Consider the following 24,099-nt stretch of genomic DNA (forward strand, 5'->3'; position numbering starts at 1 on the left):
CACACGGCGAAGGGGCGGTCACCGGTTTCGTACCGGTGACCGCCCCTTCGTCATGTGCCGGGTCTTCCCTGCCGCTACTGCCCGTCGAGCTCCCTGGCGGCCTCGGTGAGGTCCTTCGCCGTGTCGATGGCCCGCCAGTACGCGCCGTGCGGGAGCGGGTACCCGGCCAGCCTGCGCTCGCGGGCCAGCCGGGGGAACGTCGTCCGCTCGTGGTCGCCCCGGTCCGGCAGCAGTGTCGTGAACTCCGGCGAGAAGACGTACACACCGGCGTTGATCAGATACGGCGAGGGCGGCGACTCGATGAAGTCGGTGATGTGCCCGAACGCGTCCGTCTCCACGGCACCCCACGGGATACGGGGACGGGCCAGGGCCAGGGTGGCGGTCGCGTCGCGCTCGGTGTGGAACGCGGCCATCTCGCGCAGGGAGAAGCGCGTCCAGATGTCGCCGTTGGTGGCGTACCAGGGCTGCTCGGGCTCGGGCAGCCGGGCGGCGGCGTACTTCAGCCCGCCGCCGCGGCCCAGCGGCTCCGACTCCACGACGGTCGTCACGCGCAGCGGCAGCACCGCCGAGTCCAGCCACTCCTGCAGCACCTCGGCCAGATGGCCGCAGGACACCACGGCGTCGGTCACGCCCTCGGCGGCCAGCCAGGAAAGCTGATGGCCGATGATCGGAGTCCCGGTGCCCGGGATCTCGACCATCGGCTTGGGGCGGTCGTCGGTGTACGGGCGCAGCCGCGATCCCTGGCCACCCGCCAGAACCACGGCCTGCGTCGGATACGTATGCATGCCAGGCACGATATGCGGTGCCTGGTGCGGCCGGTCAGCTGAACCGGGCGACGCCCGAGGCGAAGGACGTGTCGCAGACGGGGCGCGAGAACCGGTGGGCGTGCGTGGGGCCGTACTTCTCGACGGCCGCGCGGCCCAGTGCCCTGGCGATCGACATGCAGTGCCGGGCGAGCGAGGGCCGGCCCTCGACGGAGCGCTGGAGGTCCGTCAGCGCGACACCCGGGTCCTTCTCACGGAGCTCCAGGAGCAGCCGGTCGCGGAGGGCGTCCTGCGGGGTGCGCGTCTTGGCGCGCTCGGAGATGTCGTGGGCCGACGCGGTCAGGACCTGGGGCTCGGAGTCGTGTGCTGCCCACGGCACGCTGGTGACGGCGAGGGTCCCGGAGAGGACCATCACGACGGGCAGGACGAAGGCGAGGGATCGGCCGATGCGGCGCGCAGTCTGGGTCACGCAGCGAGCGTAGCGGGCAGTAATGATATGGCGACATTTCGTCACCCTTGCGGGGGATGGTTCGAGGGTGTTTTTCGAATCCGGTGTTGACGAACGGTGGTGAAATGACCGGTGTGCCGGGGAATCCGGCGCCGTGCGGATCCAAACCCGATCATGCCCCATGGCGCGCGAACGGCCCCGCACGCGGAACGTGCGGGGCCGTTGTGTCGCGGGTGTGCGGGCGTCAGTCGGTGAGACGGGCACCCGTCGAGGTCGAGAAGACGTGCAGCTCGTCCGGGCGCGGCACGACGTGCAGCTTGGTGCCCTTCTCCGGGACGGCGCGGCCGCCGACGCGGACGACCAGGTCCTTGTCCTCGCCGCCGACCCGCGCGGAGCCGTAGACGAAGCCGTCGGCGCCGAGCTCCTCGACGACGTTGACCGAGACGGCCAGGCCGGCCGGGGCGTCGGCGCTGTCCTTCGAGAGGGACTTCGCGGCGGCACCGCCGTGCTCGACGATGTCGAAGTGCTCCGGGCGGATGCCGACCGTGACGGTCGTGTCGCCCTTGTCCGCGGCGGCGGAGAGCGCCTCGCGGGAGACCGGGACGACGCTGTTGCCGAACTTCACGCCGCCGTCGGTGATCGGGACCTCGATCAGGTTCATGGCCGGGGAGCCGATGAAGCCGGCCACGAAGAGGTTCGCCGGCTTGTCGTACATGTTGCGCGGCGAGTCGACCTGCTGGAGCAGACCGTCCTTGAGGACCGCTACACGGTCACCCATGGTCAGGGCCTCGACCTGGTCGTGGGTGACGTACACGGTCGTGATGCCCAGGCGGCGCTGGAGCGAGGCGATCTGCGTACGGGTGGAGACACGGAGCTTGGCGTCGAGGTTCGACAGCGGCTCGTCCATGAGGAAGACCTGCGGCTCACGCACGATGGCACGGCCCATCGCGACACGCTGACGCTGACCACCGGAGAGCGCCTTCGGCTTGCGGTCCAGGTACTCGGTGAGGTCCAGCATCTTGGCGGCCTCTTCGACCTTCGCCCGGATCTCGGTCTTGTTGACCCCGGCGATCTTGAGCGCGAAGCCCATGTTGTCCGCGACGGTCATGTGCGGGTACAGCGCGTAGTTCTGGAACACCATGGCGATGTCCCGGTCCTTCGGGGGAAGGTGCGTGACGTCGCGGTCACCGATGCGGATCGCGCCGCCGTTGACGTCCTCGAGACCCGCGAGCATGCGCAGGGAGGTCGACTTGCCACAACCGGAAGGACCGACGAGGACGAGGAACTCACCGTCCGCGATGTCGATCTCGAGCTGGTCCACGGCCGGCTTCGTGGAGCCGGGGTAGACGCGGGACGCCTTGTCGAACGTGACACTGGCCATGCTGGATCTTCTCCTCCACCGGCAGGAACGTGCCGGACGATCCGAGTGCGGGAGTGGTCTGGTCCACTTGAGTGAACCTTCAGCGACGCTACCTGGCCATTTGGAATCTGTCAGTAGTTCGAAGGGCGCGAAATTTTGGGACCGCGCAGGGTGCGGTGTTGGTTACACTGCTCCGGCACGCCTCCTTAGCTCAGCTGGCCAGAGCAACGCACTTGTAATGCGTAGGTCGTCGGTTCGAATCCGACAGGGGGCTCTGCGTGAAGCCCAGGTCAGATGCGCTCTGACTTGGGCTTCTTTCGTTCAGCGGACGGCGATGCGGACGGCCGGACCGCAGTCCGCGACCTCAAGTGGTGTGCGGCTCGATGCGTACGATCTGGCGCATGGGTGGGCTCCGTATGAACGCGGTGTACTGGGGCGGATACGGCGTGGTGATGGCGGCCGCGCTCATGGCGGGTTGTCCGGCGATGGCGGCGACGGCGCCGCTCCTTGTCGTCGCCGCGTTGGTCGCCGTCGCGGCGGCGATGTTTCCCGCGCTGTGGTCGCCGCGCACAGCGCACTGGGTCCCGGCCATCGTGTCGGGCGCCTGCGCGGTGTCCCAGGTGACCACTTTCGCCTTCCAGGGGCCGGTCGCCGGTGAAGCGGAGACCTGGTTGCTGGTGGAGAGCGTCGGCCTGACGGTGCTGGTGGTGCCGGCGGTGCGCAGGCCCCGTGGGCGCACCGCGCTGCTGCTCACAGTGCTCCTGACCGCGACCATCACGGAACTACCGCTGCGGATGCTGCTGAGGGCGGATCCACCGGCTACCTTCGAGCAAGCCGTCAAGCTCTGTCTGGCCTGGCTGGTGTTGGCCGCGGCGGCCAACGGCACCGGCTGCTATCTGCGGGTTCTGGACGCGCGCGGCAGGGCGGCGCTGGCCGCTGAGCGACGGACCCAGCGACTCGAACTCGCCCGGGATCTCCACGACTTCGCCGCCCATGACGTGACGGGGGTGGTGGTCCTCGCGCAGGCCGCCCAGGTCCTGGTGGACCAGGACCCGAAGCGGGTCGGGGAACTGCTCACGCACATCGAAGAGGCGGGCAGGCAGGCCCTGTCCTCGCTGGACCGCACCGTGCACGTGTTCACCGGTGACGACGAGGCGACGGACCGGCACGGGCGGCATGCCGGGGAGACGGCCGATGCGGGCGGCGATGCGCTCCGCCCGCGTCCGCGGGACCTGGACGGGCTGAAGGCGCTGACCGACCGGTTCGCCCGCACGGGCGGTGCGGCGGTGCGGCTCGATCTGGCCGACGGCGCCTTGGCCGACCTCCCGTGGCGCGTCAGCGAGTTGGGATACCGGGTGGTGGTGGAGGCGCTCACCAACGTACGGCGGCATGCCCCCGGCGCGTCCGAGGTGTGCATAGCGGTGTCCCGTGCGCCCTACGGCGGCATGGACACGCTCAGCATCGCCGTGATCGACGACGCGCCGCATGCCGGCTCGGGGGAGGCCTCGGGGGAGGGTTCGGGGGAGGACTCGGGGGAGCCCGGGGAGCCCCGGGGGCCCGAGCGGCTGGGCGGTGGGACCGGCCTGGCGGATCTTCGAAGGCGCGCGGCGGACATGGGGGGTGAACTCGCCGCGCGTCCGCACCCTTCGGGGGGCTGGCGGGTGAGCGCGCTGCTGCCGCTGGTGGCATCGGGGCCGGCAGCGGCAGCGAAGAAGACCGGCCGAACGGCTGATGCCACGGAAGCAGGCGCTGAGCGACCATGAAGGGGCCGGCCGAGGGGTGCGGTCCCTGATCCGGTGATACACCCGGGCGGGAGATTACTGGTCAGGAGATTCGGGGGGATCTTCCGGATGATTCGCATTCGCATGTCTGCCGAGGATCTGACGTGTATTCGTATCGGCTCGGGCCTTGGTCCGGAAATCGAGGCGATTTTCGCGCTGGAAGTCCTGCAGGGGAGTGCGAACCACCTTCAGGCGTGGCGCAATGGTGTGCGTGAAAGGCTTTCCTTGCAAGGGGATCTGGCGGCCCGTCTTGATCACCTCGTTCGGACACCAGGAGTGTTCCGGGACGTCCTGAGGATCTGGACGGGCGACCACGGCATGGCATCGGGTGAGAACTCAATGCCTTTTCGGTCGCACGCCGAGGCAAGGGAATTGGTACGGGATTTCTGCCGTGTGGCCGTGGCGCCCGGCTGGCCCGAGATCCAGGCGCGCATCGACGCCGAGACGGACGCCTGTCGGCAGATCGCGGGCAGTGCCGGAGTGAAGAGGCTGCTGAGCAGCTTGCATCCACGAATTCGCTGGCAGGGCCAATGCCTTGAGATCCCTGCGGACGAACCGAGCGAGGTCGTCCTGGACGGCCGGGGGCTGGTGCTCGCTCCCTCGCTCTTCCTGCAGAGTGCGGGAGAGATGCTGGTGAACGCCGAGGGGGCAGGGAACGGTGTCCCGACGCTGGCCTTCCCGGTGCGGTTCGACCCGCGCCGGGAAGTCCTGCTGACCGGCGAGTCCGACGGCGCCGTCACCGCACGCGACAGACAGCAGTCGCTGGGGGCGCTCGTCGGGCGGACCAGGGCCGCGCTCCTGCGCGCCGTGCTCGACGAGTCCACCACCGGCGAGCTCGCCGACTCGCTCGGGGTGACAGCCGCAGCGGTGAGCCAGCATGCGGCCATCCTTCGATCAGCCGGACTCATTACGAGCCGTCGCAGCGGCAGCAGCGTGCTGCACACGGTGACGATGCTGGGCCTGCATCTGCTGCGTGGCGAGAGCACCCGGCGAGCCGGTCGTCGAACCGCCTCCGGTGCGCGGCTCACGGCCCGGGCCTGAGGCCCGTTTCCCAGGCCCAGGCGGCGATCTCCACCCGGTTGCGCACGCGCAGCTTGCGCTGCAGGTTGCTCAGGTGGGACTTGACGGTGCCCAGTGAGATGAAGAGTTCCGCGCAGATGTCGGCGTTGGTGAGCCCTTCGGCCACCAGGGTGGCGATCTCCTCCTCGCGAGCGGTCAGAGGTTCCACCGGTTCGTACGGGCGACGACGCGGTTCGGTATAGCGGCGCAGCAGCCTCATCGTGATCTCGGGGCTGATGAGCGCGTCGCCGGCGACCGCGGATCGTACGGCCTCGGCGAGCAGCGCGGGCCCGGAGCGTTTCAGGAGGAAGCCGCACGCGCCGTAGCGCAGTGCGGTGTGCACGTACTCGTCGAGGTCGAACGTGGTCACCACGACGACCTTCACGTCGGGGGCGACGCCGACCAGTCGACGGGTCAGTTCCAGGCCGTCCATGCCGGGCATGCGGATGTCGGCGAGCAGCACGTCCGGTCGCAGTTCCCGGACGGTCTCCAGTGCGCCGGGTCCGTCGGCGGCCTCGGCCACGACCTCCAGGTCCGCCTCGGCTTCCAGGATGTGCCGGAAACCCTCGCGGACACTCGCCTGATCATCCGCGACCACTATGCGCGTCTTCATGGCCGCATCATGCCACGGGGGGTGTGCGCCGATGGCTACTCGTTATGGCCGCGGTAATGGATTCAAGGTGGCGCTCATCGCGCTCGCCCATCGCTTTTTCTCGCCGCGGTCATCTCCGGCTTGGTGAATTTAGTGACCGCTAAATGGTGTTGGTGCGGAGATTCGAGATGGGGAATCGTAAGTGTCGTCACCGGGGCGCGGATGTCCGGAGACGGAGAAAGGGGGGTGGGTGTCCTGTGGGCGCGAGATACGGGTCGTGTGCGCTTGCGGATCCAGCGTGGTACGAGGCGTTGGGGCGAAGTGGTGACGAGGAATCCGGATTCTCCGTCAGCGGGTCCGGACCGCCTGCCTTCCGGCCGGCGGCAGGCCATGGGGCGTACTCCCCCGAAGGGTAGGAAATCGTAATGTCCTCAGCACCGACCGTACCGACACAACCCCTTCGCATTCCAGGGGTCGTACGGTTGTTCACGTCCGAGGTACGGGTGCATCCGGGGCGCGTCGCCGGAGCCGCGGTGGCCTGTGCGGTCACCGCCGCCGGTGTCGGTGCGTGCCTGGTGCTGATGACCGGCGTGAGTGGCACGGGCCATGCCGAGAACTCGGCCGCGGCGGCCACCGCCGACAGCGCGCAGGACCTGCTGTCCGTGTTGCTCACCCTGCTGCTGATGTCCGCCGTCCTGGTGACCGGGTCCACGGTCTCGCTGTGGACGGGCCAACGCCTCGGCCAGTTCGCCGTGTTGCGGGCGCTCGGGGTGTCGGCCCGCCGACTGCGTGCCATGGCGATGCTGGACGTGGCCGCGCTGTCGCTGCTGTCCGCGGTGGTCGGCGTGGGCGTCGGCCTCCTGCCCCTGGCCCGGTTCGTCCGGCAGGTGATGGCCGACAACGACCTGTACCCCGCGGCTGCCGGGCTGCCTTCCCCCGCCGTGACCGTACTGGAGGCGGCCGCGGTCTGCGTGGGAACCTCTGTGGTCGCGGTGGTGGCGGCGCTGACCGCTGTCCTCGCGGCGGGCCGGGTACGCCCGATCGACCTGCTCAAGGACGACGCTCTGGCGATGGCGCCGAGCCGACGGAGCCCGGTGCGGCTCGGCATCGGTGTCGCACTGCTCGTCACGACGTGCCTGCCGCTGCTGGTCCTGATGGTCGTGCCCATGCTGCCGGGGATACTCAAGGCGGCGCTGGCCCCGGGCTTCGCCCTCATGATCATCCCGGTGCTCGCGGTACTCGCCCCGTGGTACGTGCCCCTGCTCGTGCGGCCTCTCGGCGGGCTGCTGGGACTGCTCGACGGACGTGTCGGACGGATCGCGGCCGCCGGGCTGCGGGCGGCACCCGTGCGTACGACCGCGGTCGCCGTGCCCGTGCTCCTCGCCGTCGGGCTCGCCGCGACGATGCTCGGCACCGGAGCGACCATGGGCGAGGCGGTGCGGGACCAGACCGAGCGCGGCCTGCGGGCCGACGGTGTGGTCAGTGCCGAGCCGGAGCACCGGCTGCCGGCCGGCGCCACCTCCTTCCCCGGAGGCACCGCGACTCCTCTCGTGCACACCACGGTCACCGCTCCGAAGACCTTCTACGACGACAGCCCCGAGCCGGTCCGCGCCTGGGGCGCCGACGCGCGGGCGCTGCCCGGGGTCCTCGACCTCGACGTGGAGCAGGGCCGCCTCGACGCGCTCACCGGAAGCAGCTTCGCCGCCGGTGCCACAGAGGCCGAAGGGCACCACTGGAAGATCGGCCAGACGGTCGGGTTGCGGCTTGCGGACGGCAGTTCGCACCGGCTGCGGCTGGCCGCCGTCTACCGCCGTGACCTCGCCTTCCCCGAGTTCCTGCTGCCCGGCCCCCTCGCGATGGCCCACACCCCGGATGCCTACGCCGAACAGATCCTGTTGCGCGGCGACATCACGTCCTGGCCGAGGGCAGCAGGCCAGGAGGTGGCCTCGCGCTCCACGTATCTCGCCGACCTCGCACCGCGCAGTCCGCAGGACGACCTGGCCGCCCATCTGATCGTGGCAGTGGTCAGCGGCTACGCGCTGCTCGCCGTCGCCAACACCTGCGCCCTGGCCCAGCGCGACCGCCGCGCTCAGCGGGCGCACCTGCGTGCCCTGGGGCTCACCCGGTGGCAACTGCTGCGCTGTGTCCTGTACGAGTCGTCGGGCGGCGCCGTCGTCGGCGTGGTGCTGTCCGCGCTGACCGCACTGATCTGCCTGACTCCGCTGGCCGCCGCGCTCGGCGTCCATGCCGTGCCGACGCTCGACCTGCCCTGGACGCTGGGCGTGCTCGGCGCCGTACTGGCCGCGGCGGCGCTCGCCTCGGCCCTGTCCGCACGCCCGCTGCGTGACATCCGTGAGCAGTTCGCGGGCAGTGCGTCATGACTCGCCCCTCGCGCCTCGCGCCCGCCGCCTACGCGAGGACTCGGCACCCGAGCAGTGCGTCTCCTCGCCGCCGCGACCGCCCTGAAGCCCCCGGGCCCCACGGCGGGCACCCCCGCACCACCCCGATCACCGATGAACCCGAGGAGCACGGCATGACCTCACCCCGCCCCTGGCCGGTCGGCGTCCCGCTCCACCGCACGCCGCCCCCGGACCCCGCGGCGGCGGCCTCCGCCGTGAACCTGACCAAGGTGTACGGGCAGCCGGACGCCCAGGTCGTCGCCCTCGACAGCGTTTCCGTCGCGTTCCGCCGCGGCGAGTTCGCCGCGATCATGGGGCCTTCGGGTTCGGGCAAGTCGACGCTCATGCACTGCCTGGCCGGACTCGACTCCGGCACATCGGGCGGGGCCTGGCTCGGTGACGTGGAACTGTCGCGCCTGGGCGATCGCGCCCTGACCCGGCTGCGCAGGGAGCGGATCGGCTTCGTCTTCCAGGCGTTCCACCTGATCCCGGCACTGACCGTGCTCGAGAACATCGTGCTGCCCCTGACCGTCGCCGGACGCAGGCCGGACCAGCAGTGGCTGCGCTGGGTCATCGACACGGTGGGCCTCGCCCACCGGCTCGGTCATCGCCCGGCACAGCTGTCCGGAGGACAGCAGCAGCGGGTCGCCTGCGCGCGCGCCCTGGTGGGCCGCCCGGAGATCGTCTTCGCCGATGAGCCGACCGGGAACCTGGACTCACGAGCGGCCGCGGACATCCTCGGGTTCCTGCGCCGGTGCGTGCGCGAGCTGGGCCGGACCGTCGTCATGGTCACCCACGACCCGCTCGCGGCCAGCCACTCCGACCGCATCGTCTTCCTCTCCGACGGCCGCATCGTCGACGAACTGGCCCGCCCCACACCGGACCTCGTGATGAGCCGCATGCGGCAGTTCGACACGAGCATCGGCATCGGCCACTGGGCAGGGCCCGACGCGGGACCGTGACCGGTCCGGCGAAGTCCGTCACCTGCCGCCGTCACCTGCCGCCCACGCAGGACCGGTCGGTCCGGTCGTCAGCGGAATGATCCGAAGCGTTCCGTGACGACCGGCAGCCGGTCCGCGGCCAGGGCGTGTGCGGCGGCCCGGGGGGTGCTGTGCTCGGCCTCGGCGCGGGTCAGGATCCGGTCGACCAGGGCGCGCATCGACCTGCGGGTGTACGTGAAGGCCTCGTCGGCGTCGGCGCCGATGTCGCCGAACAGGGTCCACCACCACCAGGCGTTGGTACCGGAGTTGACGACGACGTCCGGCAGCACGGTGATGCCGCGGGCGGCCAGCAGGGCCTCCGCCTCGGGCACCACCGGCATGTTGGCGGCCTCGACGATCCAACGGGCGGTGATGTCCGCCTGGTTGGTGGTGTCCACGGCGTACGAGACGGCGGCCGGGACCAGCACCTCGGCGTCGGCGGTCAGCCAGGCATCGGCCGGCAGTTCGCGGTCCTCGGCGCGGAGCGCGGCGCGATCCACGGTGCCGTGGCCGTCGCGGGCGGCGAGCAGCGCCTCGACGTCCAGGCCGGCGGGGTTGGCGACGGTGCCCTTGATGTCGGCGACCGCGACGACGCGGAGCCCGGCGCGGGACAGGAAACGGGCGGTGGCGCCGCCCATGGTGCCGAGGCCCTGCACCGCGACCCGGGTGCCCCGGTGGGGGACGCCGGCCCGGTCCAGGGCGGTGAGCACCGATTCGGCGACCCCGCAGCCGCCCACCAGTTCGTCCAGGCCGATGCCGTCCACGTCGATGGCGAACGCGTCGGCGAGGCGCCGCCGGGCGGCCTCCTCGTCGTCGAGGAGGGGGTAGACCGCCTGGACGGAGGAGACCAGGCCCGCCTCGGCGGCGGCCCGGTCGACCAGGTCCTGGGTGAGCCCCAGGTCCTCGCCGGTGGTCCAGAACTGTTCGATGTAGGGGCGTACGGCGCGCAGGTAGCGGACCAGGACGCCGTAGGCGGCGGGATCGCGCGGGTCGCAGTCGATGCCGCCCTTGGCGCCGCCCAACGGGATGTAGCGGCCCCGGGGGTTGTAGTGCAGCACCTCCTTCATCGTCATGCCGCGGGCCAGGCCGGTGACTTCCTCCAGCGTGCAGCCGGCGCGCATCCGCAGACCGCCGCTGGAGACGCCGCGCACCAGACGGTCGATGACCAGGTGCCCCTGGTGCCCGGTCTCCTGGTCGGTCCAGGTGAGGGAGATCAGGGGAGAGGCGGGGACGGTGGTGGTCATCGGGGGAGCTCCTCGGGGACGGCGATCAGGGTGGGGCCAGGGGTGTGCAGGGCCCGGCGCAGGGCCCCGGCGAGCGCCTCGGGCGATTCGGCGCGTACGCCGTGGCCGCCGTAGGCGCGGGCCAGGGCGGGCAGGTCGACCGGCGGGAGGTCGACGGCGGTGGGGCGGTCGCCGCGCGATGCCATCTCGTCGCGGATCTCGCCGTAGCCGCCGTTGTCGAAGACCACGACGGGCAGCGGGAGCCGCAGCTGTACGGCGGTGGCCAGTTCCTGTACGGAGAACTGCAGGCCCCCGTCGCCGCTGAGCGCGACGACCGGCCGGGCGGGGTCCGCGGTCCTGGCGCCGATGGCTGCGGGCAGTGCGTAGCCGAGCGTGCCGAAGCCCGTCGGGTGCAGATAGCGGCCCTCGGGGGCGATGGGCAGGTGCGGGAGCGCGCCGTAGTAGCAGCACTGGGCGCTGTCCGAGGTGAGCACCGTGTCCGCCGGGAGCACCGACCCGATGGCCGCCAGGTACGGCAGCAGGTGGGTGTCCCGGCTGCGGGTCTCGGCGTTCCGCTCCTCGCGCAGGGCGGCGACGGACCGGTGGACTTCGGGGTGCGCCCCGGCGGTTGCGGGGAAAGCGGCCAGCAGGGAGCGCAGGGTGTGGTGGGCGTCGCCGACCAGGGGGATGTCCGCGGGCGGGCCCGCGTACATCTGCGTCGGATCGATGTCGGCCCGGACGAGGGTGCCGGCGAGCGCGGGCAGCGGCTCCCACAGATCGGACTCGGCGAGTTCGGTGCCGACGGCGAGCACCACGTCGCGCTCCGCCAGCCAGCGCCGGACGGCCCGGCTGTGCAGGGAGACGCCGAGCGACAGCGGGTGGGTCTCCGCGACGATCCCCTTGCCGTTGGCCGAGGTCACCACGGGGGCGCCCAGCTCCTCGGCCAGCCGCAGGCACTCGGCGGCGGCGGTGCGCGCCCCGCCGCCGAGCACGATCCCGGGCCGGGCGGCCGAGCGCAGCGCCCGGGCCGCCGCCGAGAGCGCGTCCGGGTCCGCCGTCGCGGGGGAGAGGGGCGGGGCGGTCCGTACCGGCCCGGCCGGTTCCACGGCGGTGAGCAGGTCCAGGGGTATCTCGATGTGGACGGGGCGGGGGCGCCGCGTACGGAAGAGGGTGAAGGCGCGGGCGACCGCCACGGCGATCTCCTCGGCCGAGGACACCCGGTGGCTGACGGCCGCGACGCCCCGCAGCGCCTCGGTCTGGCTGCGCATCTCGTGGAGCAGCCCGGTCGACTGCCGCGGGTGGCGCAGCGGCATGCCGGGTGAGACGACGAGCAGCGGGACGCTGTCGGAGTACGCCTGGCCGACGGCGGCCGCGATGTTCAGCAGGGCCGGGCCGGTGGTGGTGATCGCCACGCCGGGCCGGCCGCTGACCCGGGCGTAGGCGTCGGCGGCGTAGCCCGCGCCCTGTTCGTGACGGGGGTTGAGGTGGGCGATGCCGTGGGCGGCCAGGTGCCGGTAGATCTCCAGGTTGTGGGTGCCGGGGATGCCGAAGGCCTGGGTCACCCCGTGCGCGGCGAGCGCCCGTACCAGGGCCTCCCCGCCGGTGAGGCCGTCGCGCGGTGGCGGGGCATGGGTGGTCGCGGGCGGTTCCGGCATGGGGTGTCCAGGCACTGCACAGGCTCCTTACTGAATGAGTAGTCAGTATTTGGAGTGTGGATCGCCTGTGTCAATGCATGCGGGTACTGAACGTATGTTCAGTTATCGGGGCGGGAGCCGCATCGCCAGTCCGTCGAGGACGACCTCCAGGCCGTACGCGAACTTCGCGTCGCGGATCTCCTCGGGGGCGGTCTGCGAGGGGGTGCCGAAGGTGCCGGCGAGGTGGACGTGTTCGGCCGCGGCCTGCTGGGCGGCGGGCATGAGGCGGGCGATGAATTCGGCCTCGGTCTCGCCGGAGCGGGCGACGGTGGTGAGCCAGGCCGCCTCGGTGGTGCTCGTGCCGATCACGTAGGTCAGGACGGTGTCGATCGCGCGGCTCGGCTCCGGGAAGCCGACGGCGGTGAACAGTGCGGCCAGCCGGTCGGAGAACGACATCAGGTTGGGGCCCAGATAGGCGAGGCCGGCCTGGCCGAGGACCGAGGCCAGCCAGGGGTGGCGCAGGGCCGTCGAGCGGAAGGACCGGGCGGCCTCGGTGGCGGCGGCGCACCAGTCCGGGTTGTCGGCGGGCGGCACCGTGATCTCGGCGAAGACCTCGTCCACCGCGAGTTCCATCAGCTCGTCCTTGGTCGCGACGTGCCGGTAGAGGGAGGTCGCGCCGGCGTTCAGCCGGGCGCCGAGCTTGCGCATGCTGAGTGCGTCGATGCCGTCGGCGTCCAGCATCGCGACCGCCTCGCGGACGATCGCGGCCCGGCTGAGCGCGGGCTGGTCGGCTTCGCGCTGCTGCCGGGTCCACACGGACGGGATCGGGTTGGTCCTGGCCGCCATGACGTCTCCTTCTGGTCGGTGCGCCGGAATCCGGTGGCGCGAAGCAGGTGCGTACGCCGTTCGCATCGAGCGTACATGAGGGGTGGTTGCGTACGCCGTACTCGTCTGCGTACAGTGTGCGCATCGAAGGAACGGTGTACGCAACCCGGAGGGGGAGTCTCATGGAGACCGTCTTGGAGACCCGTGATCCACGCCGCTGGTGGATCCTGATCGTGCTGTGCCTCAGCTCGCTGGTCCTGGTGGTCGACAGCATGGCGCTGACCGTCGGGGTGCCGTCGATGACCGAGGATCTCGGCGCGAGCGCCCAGGACACGCAGTGGATCCTCGACTCCTACATCCTGGTCTTCGCCGGGCTCCTGCTCACCTCCGGCAGCCTCGGCGACCGGTTCGGCCGCCGGAAGGTCATGATCATCGGGCTGCTGCTCTTCGGGGCGGCGTCACTGGCCGCGACCTTCTGCGCCAACCCCGGTGAAGTGATAGCCGCCCGGGTCGCGATGGGCGTCGGCGGTGCCCTGATCATGCCGTCGACGCTGTCGATCCTCATCACCGTCTTCGACGACCGGGAGCGCAACAAGGCGATGGCGGTGTGGAGTTCGGTGTCGATGCTCGGCCTGGTCGGCAGTCCGGTGCTCGGCGGTGTGCTGATCGACCACTTCTCCTGGCACTCGATCTTCCTCATCAACGTCCCGGTCGTCGCGCTGGCCGTCCTCGCGGGCCTCACCCTCATGCCGGAGTCGAAGGGCCCGTGGCAGAAGGCCGACCCGCTCGGCGCGGTGCTCTCCGCCGCCGGCATGACCGCCCTGGTCTGGTGGATCATCGAGATCCCGCAGCACGGCGCCTTCGGCGGCCGGTCCGTGATCACCCTGGCCGTCGCGGTCGTCTCCCTCGCCGGATTCGTGGCCTGGGAGAACGTCACCTCCGCGCCGATGGTGCCGCTGGTCCTCTTCAAGCACCGCAACTTCAGCGGCGGTTCGCTCTCACTGACCCTCGTGCAGATCGGCAACGGCGGCCTGCTGCTGGTCTTCACCCAGTACCTCCAGTTCGTGCTCGGCTACTCGCCGATCAAGGCGGGCCTGGCCTTCGTGCCGCTGGCCGTGGCGGCACTGATCGGCAACTTCGCCGGCACCGCGCTCGCCGCGAGGACCGGCAACCGCGTGCCGGTGTCGGCCGGGATGATCGTCATGGCCGGTGCCTTCGCACTGCTGACCTCCGTCTCGCCCGACACCGGCTTCACCGTCCCGGCGGTCGCGCTCGGCCTTCTCGGCCTCGGCGCGGGCCTCGCGATGCCGGCCGCGATCGGCGCGCTGATGGGCACCATCCCCGCCGAGCAGGCGGGGGTCGGCTCGGCCCTGAACGACACCATCCAGCAGGCCGGCACCGCGCTCGGCATCGCGATCCTCGGCTCGCTCCTCTCCAGCGGCTTCGCCCGCGAGATGCCCGCCGACGCGTCCGGGCAGGCGAAGCGCTCGATCACCGACGCGCTGTCCCTGGCCCACGGCGACACCGGCCTGGTCCGGGCCGCCCGGGAGGCCTTCACCTCCTCGATGTCGACCACCTTCACCATCAGCGCGATCGGTGTCCTCGCCGCCGCGGTCCTGGCCGCCCTGGTCATGCGCGACACGAAGCCCGAGCCCGCCGCGGCGGAGGAGGCCGAGCTCGTCGCCTGACCCCCGCGAGGAGGCCGACGTCCCTGACGGGGCGCCGGCCTTCCTCCGTTCCCGGCTCCGGGCCCCGTCGCGGGCGACCGGAGCCGTTCGGCCCATCCGCCCTTGCCGGCCGTCATCCGGATGCGTAGGCCGGAAGGAGGGAGGGGGACGGTCGAGGGGCGTGTTGTGCCCGGCCGCCGGGCCGAGTCCCTAGCTTGCCCGGCATGACGCTGAGACATTTCGGTGCTATGACCAGGGGTCGTGGCCGGAGTCGTGGACAGAACCGGCTGGGGAGACTGGCCGCGGGCGGGCTCGGTGTGCTGGGGCTGGTGGCCGCCGGTCTCGGCCTGCCGGGCCAGACGGCCGCCGCGCAGCCCGTGGGCGTACCGCTGGTGGACGAGACGTTCACCGGGGCCGACGCGAACGCGGAGTTCGAGGCGTTCGGGCCCGCCTGCCTGACCGGTGCGCCCCAGGCCCCGGCACCGGGCCCCGGCACCCACCCGCTCACCGGCTGCCCGGCCGGCGCGACCGGTCCCGTACCGCCGGACAACGCCGCGCCGCACGGCTACCTCCGGCTGACCGACGCGTCCAACGACCAGTCCGCCGCGGTGCTCTACAACCACGCGCTCCCGGCGAACCAGGGCCTGGTCACCACCTTCGACCAGTGGCAGTACGGGGGCACCACCAACCCTCCGGCCGACGGCATCTCGTTCTTCCTCATCGACGGTGCCGCGTCGCTGACCGCGCCCGGGGCCTTCGGCGGCAGTCTGGGCTACGCGCAGAAGCTCCCCGACGACGACCCCGGCGAGACATTCCTGCCGGGTGTCGACCGCGGCTACCTCGGGGTCGGTCTGGACGTCCTCGGCAACTACTTCGGTGACTGGGAGCACCGGGGCAACGGCTGTGCCACCCGCTCCCCGGCCGGTACGTCCTTCCGGATCCCGGCGCCCGGCGCGAACATGGTGACGCTGCGCGGGCCGGGCGACGGCACCGAGGGCTACTGCTTCCTCACCGCGACGACCAGCAACTTCTCGACGACCGGGCCTTGGCCCTCCACGCTGCCGGGGCAGTTGCAGGGGCCGACCACCTCGGTGCCGCCGGACTCCACCCCGCAGGAGGCCGAAGCGCTGCTGGAGCCCTCGCGCCGCACGGTGACCGTCGAGATCTCCCCGTCGCCGAACCCGGTGGTCACGGTCTCGATCGACTTCCACGACGGCAACGGCACCCGGCAGGTGCTGTCGACCCCGGCACCCCAGCCGGTGCCCAGCACCTACAAGTTCGGCTTCGCCGCGTCGACCGGGCTGTTCACCGACGTCCACCTGATCCGCAACGTCAGCGTCCATCCGGCCGCCGCGCTGCCCCAGCTCAACCTGGTCAAGCAGGTCTCCCAGAACCCGCCGCTGCCGACCCCGGTGACGCCGGGCACCAAGGTGCCCTACGAGTACGTGGTGACCAACAGCGGCAACGTCCCGCTGACGAATGTGAACGTGACCGACGACCGGGTCACCGGCATCATCTGTCCGAAGACCACGCTCGCCGTGGGCGAGACGATGACCTGCACCGGCAGTTACACCGTCACCCGGGCGGACGGCGCGGCCGGTTCGGTCACCAACACCGCCACCGCGCACGGGCGTGACAACGGCACCCCGATCGAGTCGCCGCCCGACGACGTCACCCTGGAGGTCCAGTCCGGGCCCGGGGTCCGGCTGGAGAAGTCGGCCGACGACACCCGCGTCCACGAGGTCGGTGACGAGGTGACGTACACGTACACCGTCACCAACACCGGCCCCCAGGAGCTGACGGGGCTCACGGTCACCGACAACCGGGTGACCGGTGTGACCTGCGGGGCGACCACCCTCGCCCCGGCCGGACAGCCCGGTGACAGCACCACCTGCACCGGTACCTACCGGATCACGGACGCCGACGCCGGCGCGGGGTCGGTCACCAACACCGCCACCGCGCACGGGCGGTCCGGCGGCGAAGCGGTGGAGTCGGAGCCCGACGAGGTGACCGTGCTGGTCGCCTCCGAACTGGGGCTGCGTCTGGTGAAGTCGGCCGACGACACCCGTGTGTACCGGGCCGGTGACGAGGTGACGTACACGTACACCGTCACCAACACCGGCAACGCGACGCTGACCGGCGTCGGGGTCACCGACGATCTCGTGCCGGACGTGACCTGCGAGGCGACCACCCTCGCCCCGGGGGCCACCACCACCTGCGTCGGCAGGTACACCGTCACCGCGGCGGACGCCGCGCGGGGCAGGATCGTCAACGTGGCCGCCGCGCACGGGCGGTCCGGCTCCACCCAGGTGGAATCGGAGCCCGACAGCGTCACCCTGCGGGCCGAGGCCGGGGCCGAGCCCGGGTTGCGGCTGACGAAGACGGTGGACGACTCGCGCACGTACAAGGTGGGCGACGAGGTGACGTACACGTACACCGTCACCAACACCGGCTCCCAGGAGCTGACGGGGATCTCGGTCACCGACGACCGGGTGACCGGTGTGACCTGCGAGGCGACCACGCTCGCCCCGGCCGGGCGGCCCGGTGACAGCACCACCTGCACCGGCACCTACCGGGTCACGGCCGCCGACGCCCGGCGCGGCGAGGTCGTCAACCGCGCGGTGGCCACCGCCGAGAACGGGACCGTCCGGTCGAACCAGGACCAGGCCCGCATCTCCGTCGCGAAGAAGCCGTGCGACGACAAGCACGACAAGAAGTGCAGGCCGAAGCCGTGCGACGACAAGCACGACAAGAAGTGCAGGCCGAAGCCGTGCCACGGCAAGCACGACAAGAAGTGCAGGCCGAAGCCGAAGCCGTGCCACGGCAAGAGCATCTGCCACATGCGGTGACACGACCCCCGCAGAGCTGACCGAACGAACCACGGGCACCCGCCACCACCCGGTGGCGGGTGCCCGTCCGTTCCTCCGGTCAGTGCCGCCCGGCCAGCCGGTCCGCGGCCTTCGCCACCGGGTCCGTGCCGGCCCGCGGCGAGGTGAGCTCGCGGCGGTCGGCGGCGCGGTAGGCGGCGTACATGCCGTGGACACCGATCCAGCGGAAGGGCTCCGGCTCCCAGCGGCGGACCTTGTGGCCGACCCAGGGGAGGGCGGTCAGCTCGGTGGGGCCCGACTGGCCGGAGTCCTGCTGGATCAGGTCGCGCAGGGTGCGGGCGGCGAGATTGGTGGTGGCGACGCCGGAGCCGACGTAGCCGCCCGCCCAGCCGAGCCCGGTGGAACGGTCCAGGGTGACCGTGGCGCACCAGTCGCGGGGGACGCCGAGCACGCCGGACCAGGCGTGGTCGATCCTGGCCCCGGCGGTGGCGGGGAAGAAGCGGACCAGGATGTCGCGGAGGGCCTCGATGGTGGCGGGCTGGGTACGGCCGTCATTGTCGGTGCCCGAGCCGAAGCGGTACGGGACGCCGCGGCCGCCGAGCGCGATGCGGTCGTCGGCGGTGCGCTGGGCGTACATGTAGGCGTGGGCCATGTCGCCGAGGGTTTCGCGGCCCTCCCAGCCGATGGTGTCCCAGACCGACCGGGGGAGCGGCTCGGTGGCGATCATCGAGGAGTTCATGGGGAGCCAGGTGCGCCGCTGGCCCTTGAGGTTCGCCGTGAAGCCCTCGGTGCAGCGCAGGATGTACGGGGCGCGGACGGTGCCGTACGGGGTGTGCGCGTGCTTGGGCTCGATCTCGGTGACGGGCGTCGACTCGTGGATGGTGACGCCGAGCGCCTCGACGGTCGCGGCGAGCCCCTGGACGAGTTTGACCGGGTGGAGCCGGGCGCCGTGCGGGGTCCAGGTGGAGCCGACGGCTCCGGTGACGTTGACCCGTTCGCAGGTCTCGCGGGCGCCGCGCAGGACGCGGTCCGTCTCGCCGAAGGCGATCTCGACGGAGTGGAAGTCCTTGAGCCTGGCCAGCTGTGCGGGGGTGTAGGCGACTTCGAGGACGCCGCCCTGATGGATGTCGGCGTCGATGTTCTCCTCGGCGGCCACCCGTACGACCTCGTCGACCGTCTCGTTCATCGCCTGCTGGAGCCGGACGGCGGCCTCGTGGCCGTGGAGCTTCGCGTAGCGGTCGCGGCCCGCGATGCCGTTGTAGAGCCAGCCGCCGTTGCGCCCGGAGGCACCGTAGCCGCAGAACTTGGCTTCGAGGACGGTGATGTTGAGGAAGGGGACGGCCTTCTTGAGGTAGTAGGCGGTCCACAGCCCGGTGTACCCGCCGCCGACGATGCAGATGTCGGCGGTGGCGTCGCCGGGCAGGGGCTCCCGGGCCAGAGGAGTGCCCTGGTCCGCGTACCAGAACGATATGCCGCCGTTGACGGTGCTGACGGTGCTCATGTTGCCCCTGCTTTGTCCGGTGTGAAGCCCTGTTGGCTCTCGGGCGGGACGTTACTGCGCGGGAGGCGTTTTCGTCCCCTGCCGGGACCGGGTGATCGGATAGCACCCCAGGCCGATGAGCACGGCGATGAAGTGGCCGAGGTCGGTGAAGGTGCGGCCGGTGATGAGCGGGATGCCGTAGAAGACGAGGACGGCGAAGAGGTACACGTACCGCCAGGGCGCCGGGACGCGGTACGTGAGCACGGCGACGACCCCCGCCAGCGCGTAACTGACACCGATGTCCAGGGTGTTGGCGGCCGACGGCGGTACGTGCCCGTGCCGGATCGCCCAGGCCAGGACGCCTTCGCTGGACAGGGAGGCGAGGACGTGCGCCAGGACGACCACGGTGAGCCAGCGCAGGGTGCCGAGCCAGCGCTCGGCGGGGGCGTGGAAGACGGTGTACAGGAGGGCGTAGGGAAGCCAGTGGCCGCCGTCGGTCCAGAAGGCGCTGGCGAACAGGACGCGCACGGGGTCCTGGGTGAGTTCGTGGATGTTGGTCGAGCGCTGGCGCAGGAAGTCCTCTTCGAAGTCCGGTGACATCTGGTGGACGATGACCGTCGTGACGAAGAGCGCGGCCAGCCAGACGTAGGTGCCGGGTGCGCTGCGGATCCAGGAGCCGACGCTGCGGATCCACGAGCCGGCGGTGGTGCGCTGCCGGGTGGGCGGTGCGGGGCTGCTCGGGGTCATATCCGATTGACGCACGGCCCCGGGACCGGTGGCGTGACCGACATTCCGGAAGGGGGCGGAGCGGGCGGGGCAGGGGGCTCTGCTTACGCTGCCCCCATGATTCGTACCGCTGTCCCCGCCGATGTCCCCGTCATCCACGCCATGGTCCGTGAGCTGGCCGAATACGAGAAGGCCCTGCACGAGGCGAAGGCCACCGAGGAGCAGCTGCACGAGGCGCTGTTCGGTGAGCGGCCCGCCGCGTACGCGCACATCGCCGAGTCGGACGACGGCGAGCCGGTCGGCTTCGCGCTGTGGTTCCTGAACTTCTCGACCTGGCGCGGGGTGCACGGCATCTACCTGGAGGACCTGTACGTACGTCCGGAGCGGCGTGGCGGCGGGCACGGGAAGGCGCTGCTGACGGAGCTGGCGCGGATCTGCGTGGAGCGCGGCTACGAGCGCCTGGAGTGGTCGGTGCTGGACTGGAACGCCCCGTCCATCGCGTTCTACGAGTCGCTGGGCGCGCGCCCGCAGGACGAGTGGACGGTGTACCGGCTGACGGACGGGGCGCTGGCGGAGCTCGGCGTGCAGCGGTAGGCGGACCCGCCGATCCGGCCCCCGCGCATCGGCGCGGGGGCGTTGTCAGTGGCATGGGTCACGATGGAGGGCATGGCACGCAGCAACAGCAGGAAGACGGACACCATCCCGGCGGCCCGGCGTCCGGAGGTGCGGCTCCCACCGCTCGTTCCGTACGACGGCGGGGGCCTGGAGCCGGACGGGGACTACGACGGGCTGCGGTTCGAGGGGTCGGATCTCGCGGACGAGTCGGGTCCGGGTGCCCGGTTCATGGACTGCGCGCTGGACGGCTGTGCGCTGGACCGCGCGGAGCTGGTCAGGGCCCGTTTCATCGACTCGGTGCTGACGGGCGTACGGGGCGTGGGCACCGATCTCGCGGGGGCGTCGCTGCGGGACGTGGAGGTGGTGGACGCCCGGCTGGGCGGGGTGCAGCTGCACGGAGCGGTGCTGGAGCGGGTGCTGGTGCGCGGCGGCAAGATCGACTACCTGAATCTGCGCAAGGCCCGGCTCAAGGACGTGGTGTTCGAGGGCTGTGTGCTCTCCGAGCCGGATTTCGCGGACGCGCAGCTGGTGCGGGTGGAGTTCCGCGACTGTGTGCTGAAGCGGGCCGACTTCAGCTCCGTACGGATGGAGGCGGTGGACCTGCGCACGGTCGCGGAGCTGGACATCGCGCGCGGGGTGGAGCGGCTGGCGGGTGCGGTGATCAGCCCGGCACAGCTGATGGAGCTGGCGCCGGCGTTCGCGGCGCAGATCGGGGTGCGCGTGGAGGCCTGAGGCCTTTCGTCCGGATCGGGCCGGATCGGGGAGCGGCGTCCGGCGCGTGCGGTCGCGAGGCGGAGAAGGGGGTCAGACCCGGGGGAAGCGGGCCTGGAGGTCCCAGATCACGGGGTTGTCGGCGAGGCCCTCGTGCATGTCGGCGAGGTCGGCGATCAGGTCGTGCAGGAAGTCGCGGGCCTCGCGGCGCAGCAGCGAGTGGCTGAAGGTGAGCGGGGGCTCCTCGCCGGGCATCCAGTCCGCCTCGACGTCGACCCAGCCGAAGCGGCGCTCGAAGAGCATCCGGTCGGACGATTCGGTGAAGTCCAGCTCGGCGAACTGCCGCCGGTGCGAGCGGTTGCCGCGCGGGTCCTGATCGATCTGCTCGACGATGTCGCACAGCGCCCACGCGAAGTCGAGCACCGGCACCCATCCCCAGGCCGTGGACACCTCGCGGTCCTCCTTGGTGTCCGCGAGGTAGACGTCCCCGGAGAACAGATCGTGCCGCAGGGCGCGGACGTCCGCGCGGCGGTAGTCGGTCTGCGGGGGGTCCGGGAAGCGCCGGGAGAGGGAATAGCCGATGTCGAGCACGCTTCGATGGTGTCATGCCCGAAGGCACGCCGGTGCCGGGAGACCTTCCGAGAGGTCTCAGGGCAGCAGCCGCTGCTCCTTGGCGACGGCGACGGCGCCCGCGCGGGTGTCGACGCCGAGCTTGTCGTAGATCCGGCCGAGGTGGGTCTTGACCGTGGCCTCGCTGATGAACAGGGCGCGGGCGATGTCGCGGTTGCCCAGGCCCTGGGAGAGCTGGGCCAGGATGTCGAGTTCGCGGTCGGTGAGGGTGGGCAGCGGCTTGCGCATCCGGGCCATGACGCGGCTGGCCACCGGCGGGGAGAGCGTCGTGCGGCCCTGGGCGGCCGAGCGGATCGCGGCGAAGAGCTCCTCGGGGCGCTCGGCCTTCAGCAGATAGCCGGTGGCACCCGCCTCGATGGCCCGGGTGATGTCGGCGTCCGTGTCGTACGTGGTGAGGACCAGCACATGGACGCCGGTGGCGGCGATGCGGCGGGTGGCCTCGACGCCGTCGATGCCCTCGCCGAGCTGGAGGTCCATCAGGACGACGTCCGGGGTGAGCTTGGCGGCCAGGGCGACGGCCTCCTCGCCGCTGCCGGCCTCGCCGACGACCTCGATGTCCGGTTCGCTGCCGAGGAGGGCGAGCAGACCGGCGCGCACGACGACGTGGTCGTCGCAGAGCAGGATCCGTACGGGCGGCGTCGCGGTCATACGAGGTCCTCCGGGGTGGTCGGCGGGGCGGCGGGGGTGAGCGGGACGGCGGCGGACAGCACCGTACCCTCGCCCGGCACCGACTCGATCGTCAGCGTGCCGCCGAGCTGCTGCAGCCGGGCCCGGATCGCGGGCAGCCCGTGACCGCGCACGCTGCCGGTGGCGCGGGTGGCCTCGGTGGGGGTGAAGCCCTGCCCGTTGTCGGCGATGTCCAGGACGACCCGGTCGCCGAGGTGGGTCAGCGTCAGCGCCGCCTCCGTCGCGTGCGCGTGCTCCTTCACATTGGCCAGCGCGCCCTGGGCGATGCGCAGGAGCGCGGACTGCGTGCGGTCGGGCAGGGCGGTGTGCCCTTCGCCCTCCACATGGCAGCGGACGGTGAGCCGGCCCTGCCCCTGCGCCGTCTCGCGGGTGGCCAGTGCGTGCAGGGCCGCCTCCAGGCCGCCGCCCTCGGCGAGATCGGCCGGCGCCAGGTCGTGGACGAAGCGGCGGGCCTCGGCGAGGTTGCGTTCCGCGATGCCGGTGGCGGTACGGACATGGCGGCGGGCGGTCACCGGGTCGGTGTCCCAGGTGCGGTCGGCTGCCTGGAGCAGCATCTGCTGGCTGGACAGGCCCTGCGCCAGGGTGTCGTGGATCTCCATGGAGAGCCGCTGGCGTTCGGCGAGGGTTCCCTCGCGCCTTTCGGTGGCGGCCAGTTCGCGGCGGGTGCGCAGCAGGTCGTCGATGAGTTCGCGCTGCCGCTCGGACAGTGCGCGCTGGCGTTCGGCCTGACGTTGCATATGGACGAATACCGCCGTCGCGACCGCCGCCACGGCGGGCGGGGCGAGCACCAGATTCGGGTCGAAGCCCTCGGCCAGCCGCAGTTGCGCGGCGACGACGAACAGCGTGAGCAGGGCGACGAGCGCCAGCGCGGCGCGTGGCGGCAGGATGCGCAGCCCGGTGAAGAAGAGCGGCACCGCGCACCACGCGAAGCTCGGCGCGAGGACGACCAGCACCATCCACACGGCGACCAGCACCCCCAGCCACACCAGCGAGCGCGGCGTCGGACGCGAGCCGAGCACCGGCCCGAGCACGTACAGCACGGCGAGGGCGACGGAGAGCGCGATGATCCACGGGGTGCGGGCCTCGCCGGGGTGGCGCAGCAGGAAACGGGTGAGAGAGGCGCCGAGCAGCAGGAAGAACGCGGCGTGCATCAGGAGCGTGAGCCACCGGGCGTCCGGGTCGCCGGTCCGGTCCGGTGCGGCGGATGGGGTTCGGTGCTTCACCTCGTACCTCTCGCTCCTCGCCGTCAGCGGCACCGCTGACCTGCACGGATACGTCCATGTTCGCCCCGGGTCGCCACCCGCGCATCAACCGATCGGCTGATGGGGCCGTCGACCGTCCCGCGTCCGGCGTCGAGCCGGTCCGTCGACCGTACGGGGCCGGGTCCGGCCGGAGCATGGATGGCAGAGCCGAACACGCTCACCCACCGCTGCTGAGGAGCCCACCATGAAGAAGCTGTCCCCGCGCACCCGCGTCCTGACCGGTGCCGCCGTCGTCGCCGTCCTCGGCGCCGGGACCTTCGGGGCGATGTCCGCCAGTGCCTCCACCCCGGCCGCCGCGCCCGCAGCCGCCGTCAAGGCCGACGCCGCGGACGCCAACCTCCAGCAGACCACCCACCTGACGCTGGCCGCCGCGACCAAGGCCGCCCAGGCGACGCTGGACGCCGCGAAGAAGGAGAACCAGCGCGTCT

The 24,099-nt window shown here is 71.7% G+C and carries 20 protein-coding genes, 1 tRNA gene and 1 pseudogene; 10 read left to right on the forward strand and 12 right to left on the reverse strand.

Annotated features, from left to right (window positions below):
- Window positions 1-74: 74 nt before the first annotated feature.
- The 3 genes from ACWCPY_RS18250 to ACWCPY_RS18260 all read right to left on the reverse strand — a co-directional run bounded on the left by ACWCPY_RS18250 (window position 75) and on the right by ACWCPY_RS18260 (window position 2,593).
- The gene (locus ACWCPY_RS18250; protein WP_403767251.1) at window positions 75-785 is read right to left on the reverse strand and encodes a nucleotidyltransferase family protein; all 711 of its coding nucleotides are present in this window, start codon (window positions 783-785) and stop codon (window positions 75-77) included.
- Between the two features lie 34 nt (window positions 786-819).
- Window positions 820-1,233, reverse strand: a complete 414-nt coding sequence (locus tag ACWCPY_RS18255; protein ID WP_329818350.1) for a hypothetical protein — start codon at window positions 1,231-1,233, stop codon at window positions 820-822.
- A 223-nt stretch (window positions 1,234-1,456) separates the two neighbouring features.
- Complete coding sequence (locus ACWCPY_RS18260; protein ID WP_093540284.1) at window positions 1,457-2,593, reverse strand: ABC transporter ATP-binding protein; 1,137 nt, start codon at window positions 2,591-2,593, stop codon at window positions 1,457-1,459.
- A gap of 179 nt (window positions 2,594-2,772) precedes the next feature.
- Between ACWCPY_RS18260 and ACWCPY_RS18265 the strand changes: the two genes are divergently transcribed.
- From ACWCPY_RS18265 to ACWCPY_RS18275, 3 genes are all read left to right on the forward strand, one after another.
- Window positions 2,773-2,846 (forward strand) — tRNA-Thr (locus ACWCPY_RS18265).
- Between the two features lie 127 nt (window positions 2,847-2,973).
- The gene (locus ACWCPY_RS18270; RefSeq protein ID WP_451266076.1) at window positions 2,974-4,335 is read left to right on the forward strand and encodes a sensor histidine kinase; all 1,362 of its coding nucleotides are present in this window, start codon (window positions 2,974-2,976) and stop codon (window positions 4,333-4,335) included.
- A 102-nt stretch (window positions 4,336-4,437) separates the two neighbouring features.
- Complete coding sequence (locus ACWCPY_RS18275) at window positions 4,438-5,394, forward strand: ArsR/SmtB family transcription factor (protein ID WP_451266077.1); 957 nt, start codon at window positions 4,438-4,440, stop codon at window positions 5,392-5,394.
- Here ACWCPY_RS18275 and ACWCPY_RS18280 read toward each other — a convergent pair.
- On the reverse strand, window positions 5,378-6,025 hold the full coding sequence (locus ACWCPY_RS18280; protein WP_451266079.1) for a response regulator: 648 nt from the start codon (window positions 6,023-6,025) through the stop codon (window positions 5,378-5,380). The two genes, ACWCPY_RS18275 and ACWCPY_RS18280, sit on opposite strands and share 17 nt — an antisense overlap.
- A gap of 461 nt (window positions 6,026-6,486) precedes the next feature.
- Between ACWCPY_RS18280 and ACWCPY_RS18285 the strand changes: the two genes are divergently transcribed.
- Together ACWCPY_RS18285 and ACWCPY_RS18290 are read left to right on the forward strand one after the other, a co-directional pair.
- Window positions 6,487-8,385: an FtsX-like permease family protein gene (locus ACWCPY_RS18285; protein ID WP_451266081.1), complete on the forward strand. Its 1,899-nt coding sequence runs from the start codon at window positions 6,487-6,489 to the stop codon at window positions 8,383-8,385.
- A gap of 152 nt (window positions 8,386-8,537) precedes the next feature.
- The gene (locus tag ACWCPY_RS18290; RefSeq protein WP_451266083.1) at window positions 8,538-9,365 is read left to right on the forward strand and encodes an ABC transporter ATP-binding protein; all 828 of its coding nucleotides are present in this window, start codon (window positions 8,538-8,540) and stop codon (window positions 9,363-9,365) included.
- A gap of 68 nt (window positions 9,366-9,433) precedes the next feature.
- On the opposite strand, the gene ACWCPY_RS18295 is transcribed toward ACWCPY_RS18290, so the two are convergent.
- The 3 genes from ACWCPY_RS18295 to ACWCPY_RS18305 form a co-directional block, all read right to left on the reverse strand.
- Window positions 9,434-10,627 (reverse strand): Glu/Leu/Phe/Val dehydrogenase dimerization domain-containing protein, encoded by a 1,194-nt coding sequence (locus ACWCPY_RS18295; RefSeq protein ID WP_451266085.1) that lies wholly within the window; start codon window positions 10,625-10,627, stop codon window positions 9,434-9,436.
- Entirely contained in the window at window positions 10,624-12,261 is a 1,638-nt protein-coding gene (locus tag ACWCPY_RS18300; RefSeq protein ID WP_451266087.1) for a 5-guanidino-2-oxopentanoate decarboxylase, read from the reverse strand. The genes ACWCPY_RS18295 and ACWCPY_RS18300 overlap by 4 nt, the downstream gene beginning before the upstream one ends.
- 102 nt (window positions 12,262-12,363) lie before the next feature.
- A complete protein-coding gene (locus ACWCPY_RS18305) occupies window positions 12,364-13,086 on the reverse strand; it encodes a TetR/AcrR family transcriptional regulator (protein WP_451266089.1) in 723 nt (240 codons plus the stop codon).
- Between the two features lie 161 nt (window positions 13,087-13,247).
- On the opposite strand from ACWCPY_RS18305, the gene ACWCPY_RS18310 reads away from it, so the two are divergent.
- Window positions 13,248-14,753: an MFS transporter gene (locus ACWCPY_RS18310; RefSeq protein ID WP_451266091.1), complete on the forward strand. Its 1,506-nt coding sequence runs from the start codon at window positions 13,248-13,250 to the stop codon at window positions 14,751-14,753.
- 227 nt (window positions 14,754-14,980) lie between these two features.
- Window positions 14,981-17,581: a DUF7507 domain-containing protein gene (locus ACWCPY_RS18315; protein WP_451266093.1), complete on the forward strand. Its 2,601-nt coding sequence runs from the start codon at window positions 14,981-14,983 to the stop codon at window positions 17,579-17,581.
- A gap of 79 nt (window positions 17,582-17,660) precedes the next feature.
- Here ACWCPY_RS18315 and ACWCPY_RS18320 read toward each other — a convergent pair whose 3' ends face one another.
- Together ACWCPY_RS18320 and ACWCPY_RS18325 are read right to left on the reverse strand one after the other, a co-directional pair.
- On the reverse strand, window positions 17,661-19,061 hold the full coding sequence (locus ACWCPY_RS18320; RefSeq protein ID WP_451266095.1) for an NAD(P)/FAD-dependent oxidoreductase: 1,401 nt from the start codon (window positions 19,059-19,061) through the stop codon (window positions 17,661-17,663).
- A gap of 51 nt (window positions 19,062-19,112) precedes the next feature.
- Window positions 19,113-19,787, reverse strand: a complete 675-nt coding sequence (locus ACWCPY_RS18325) for a rhomboid-like protein (protein ID WP_451266097.1) — start codon at window positions 19,785-19,787, stop codon at window positions 19,113-19,115.
- A 96-nt stretch (window positions 19,788-19,883) separates the two neighbouring features.
- On the opposite strand from ACWCPY_RS18325, the gene ACWCPY_RS18330 reads away from it, so the two are divergent.
- Window positions 19,884-20,360 carry an N-acetyltransferase family protein gene (locus ACWCPY_RS18330; protein WP_451266099.1) on the forward strand — a complete coding sequence of 159 codons (477 nt, stop codon included), beginning with the start codon at window positions 19,884-19,886 and terminating at the stop codon, window positions 20,358-20,360.
- Window positions 20,361-20,432: 72 nt separating this feature from the next.
- Window positions 20,433-21,113, forward strand: a complete 681-nt coding sequence (locus tag ACWCPY_RS18335) for a pentapeptide repeat-containing protein (protein ID WP_451266101.1) — start codon at window positions 20,433-20,435, stop codon at window positions 21,111-21,113.
- 72 nt (window positions 21,114-21,185) lie between these two features.
- On the opposite strand, the gene ACWCPY_RS18340 is transcribed toward ACWCPY_RS18335, so the two are convergent.
- The 3 genes from ACWCPY_RS18340 to ACWCPY_RS18350 are packed head-to-tail and all read right to left on the reverse strand — an operon-like array spanning window position 21,186 to window position 23,632.
- Window positions 21,186-21,683, reverse strand: a complete 498-nt coding sequence (locus ACWCPY_RS18340) for a hypothetical protein (RefSeq protein ID WP_072487947.1) — start codon at window positions 21,681-21,683, stop codon at window positions 21,186-21,188.
- Window positions 21,684-21,740: 57 nt separating this feature from the next.
- Window positions 21,741-22,370 carry a response regulator gene (locus tag ACWCPY_RS18345; protein ID WP_093540292.1) on the reverse strand — a complete coding sequence of 210 codons (630 nt, stop codon included), beginning with the start codon at window positions 22,368-22,370 and terminating at the stop codon, window positions 21,741-21,743.
- Window positions 22,367-23,632, reverse strand: coding sequence for a sensor histidine kinase (locus tag ACWCPY_RS18350; RefSeq protein ID WP_451266104.1), 1,266 nt, complete (start codon window positions 23,630-23,632; stop codon window positions 22,367-22,369). Before ACWCPY_RS18350 ends, ACWCPY_RS18345 begins: the two co-directional genes overlap by 4 nt.
- A gap of 223 nt (window positions 23,633-23,855) precedes the next feature.
- On the opposite strand from ACWCPY_RS18350, the pseudogene ACWCPY_RS18355 reads away from it, so the two are divergent.
- A pseudogene (locus ACWCPY_RS18355) lies at window positions 23,856-24,099 on the forward strand (heme-binding protein); the annotation flags it as partial.

Source organism: Streptomyces sp. NPDC002403 (assembly GCF_053593015.1).

Coding starts and splice junctions, on each gene's coding strand:
- ACWCPY_RS18250 (WP_403767251.1), bottom strand. CDS start 785: ATGCATACGTATCCGACGCAGGCCGTGGTTCTGGCGGGTGGCCAGGGA.
- ACWCPY_RS18260 (WP_093540284.1), bottom strand. CDS start 2,593: ATGGCCAGTGTCACGTTCGACAAGGCGTCCCGCGTCTACCCCGGCTCC.
- ACWCPY_RS18270 (WP_451266076.1), top strand. CDS start 2,974: ATGGGTGGGCTCCGTATGAACGCGGTGTACTGGGGCGGATACGGCGTG.
- ACWCPY_RS18275 (WP_451266077.1), top strand. CDS start 4,438: ATGTCTGCCGAGGATCTGACGTGTATTCGTATCGGCTCGGGCCTTGGT.
- ACWCPY_RS18280 (WP_451266079.1), bottom strand. CDS start 6,025: ATGAAGACGCGCATAGTGGTCGCGGATGATCAGGCGAGTGTCCGCGAG.
- ACWCPY_RS18290 (WP_451266083.1), top strand. CDS start 8,538: ATGACCTCACCCCGCCCCTGGCCGGTCGGCGTCCCGCTCCACCGCACG.
- ACWCPY_RS18295 (WP_451266085.1), bottom strand. CDS start 10,627: ATGACCACCACCGTCCCCGCCTCTCCCCTGATCTCCCTCACCTGGACC.
- ACWCPY_RS18300 (WP_451266087.1), bottom strand. CDS start 12,261: ATGCCGGAACCGCCCGCGACCACCCATGCCCCGCCACCGCGCGACGGC.
- ACWCPY_RS18305 (WP_451266089.1), bottom strand. CDS start 13,086: ATGGCGGCCAGGACCAACCCGATCCCGTCCGTGTGGACCCGGCAGCAG.
- ACWCPY_RS18310 (WP_451266091.1), top strand. CDS start 13,248: ATGGAGACCGTCTTGGAGACCCGTGATCCACGCCGCTGGTGGATCCTG.
- ACWCPY_RS18315 (WP_451266093.1), top strand. CDS start 14,981: ATGACCAGGGGTCGTGGCCGGAGTCGTGGACAGAACCGGCTGGGGAGA.
- ACWCPY_RS18320 (WP_451266095.1), bottom strand. CDS start 19,061: ATGAGCACCGTCAGCACCGTCAACGGCGGCATATCGTTCTGGTACGCG.
- ACWCPY_RS18325 (WP_451266097.1), bottom strand. CDS start 19,787: ATGACCCCGAGCAGCCCCGCACCGCCCACCCGGCAGCGCACCACCGCC.
- ACWCPY_RS18330 (WP_451266099.1), top strand. CDS start 19,884: ATGATTCGTACCGCTGTCCCCGCCGATGTCCCCGTCATCCACGCCATG.
- ACWCPY_RS18335 (WP_451266101.1), top strand. CDS start 20,433: ATGGCACGCAGCAACAGCAGGAAGACGGACACCATCCCGGCGGCCCGG.
- ACWCPY_RS18345 (WP_093540292.1), bottom strand. CDS start 22,370: ATGACCGCGACGCCGCCCGTACGGATCCTGCTCTGCGACGACCACGTC.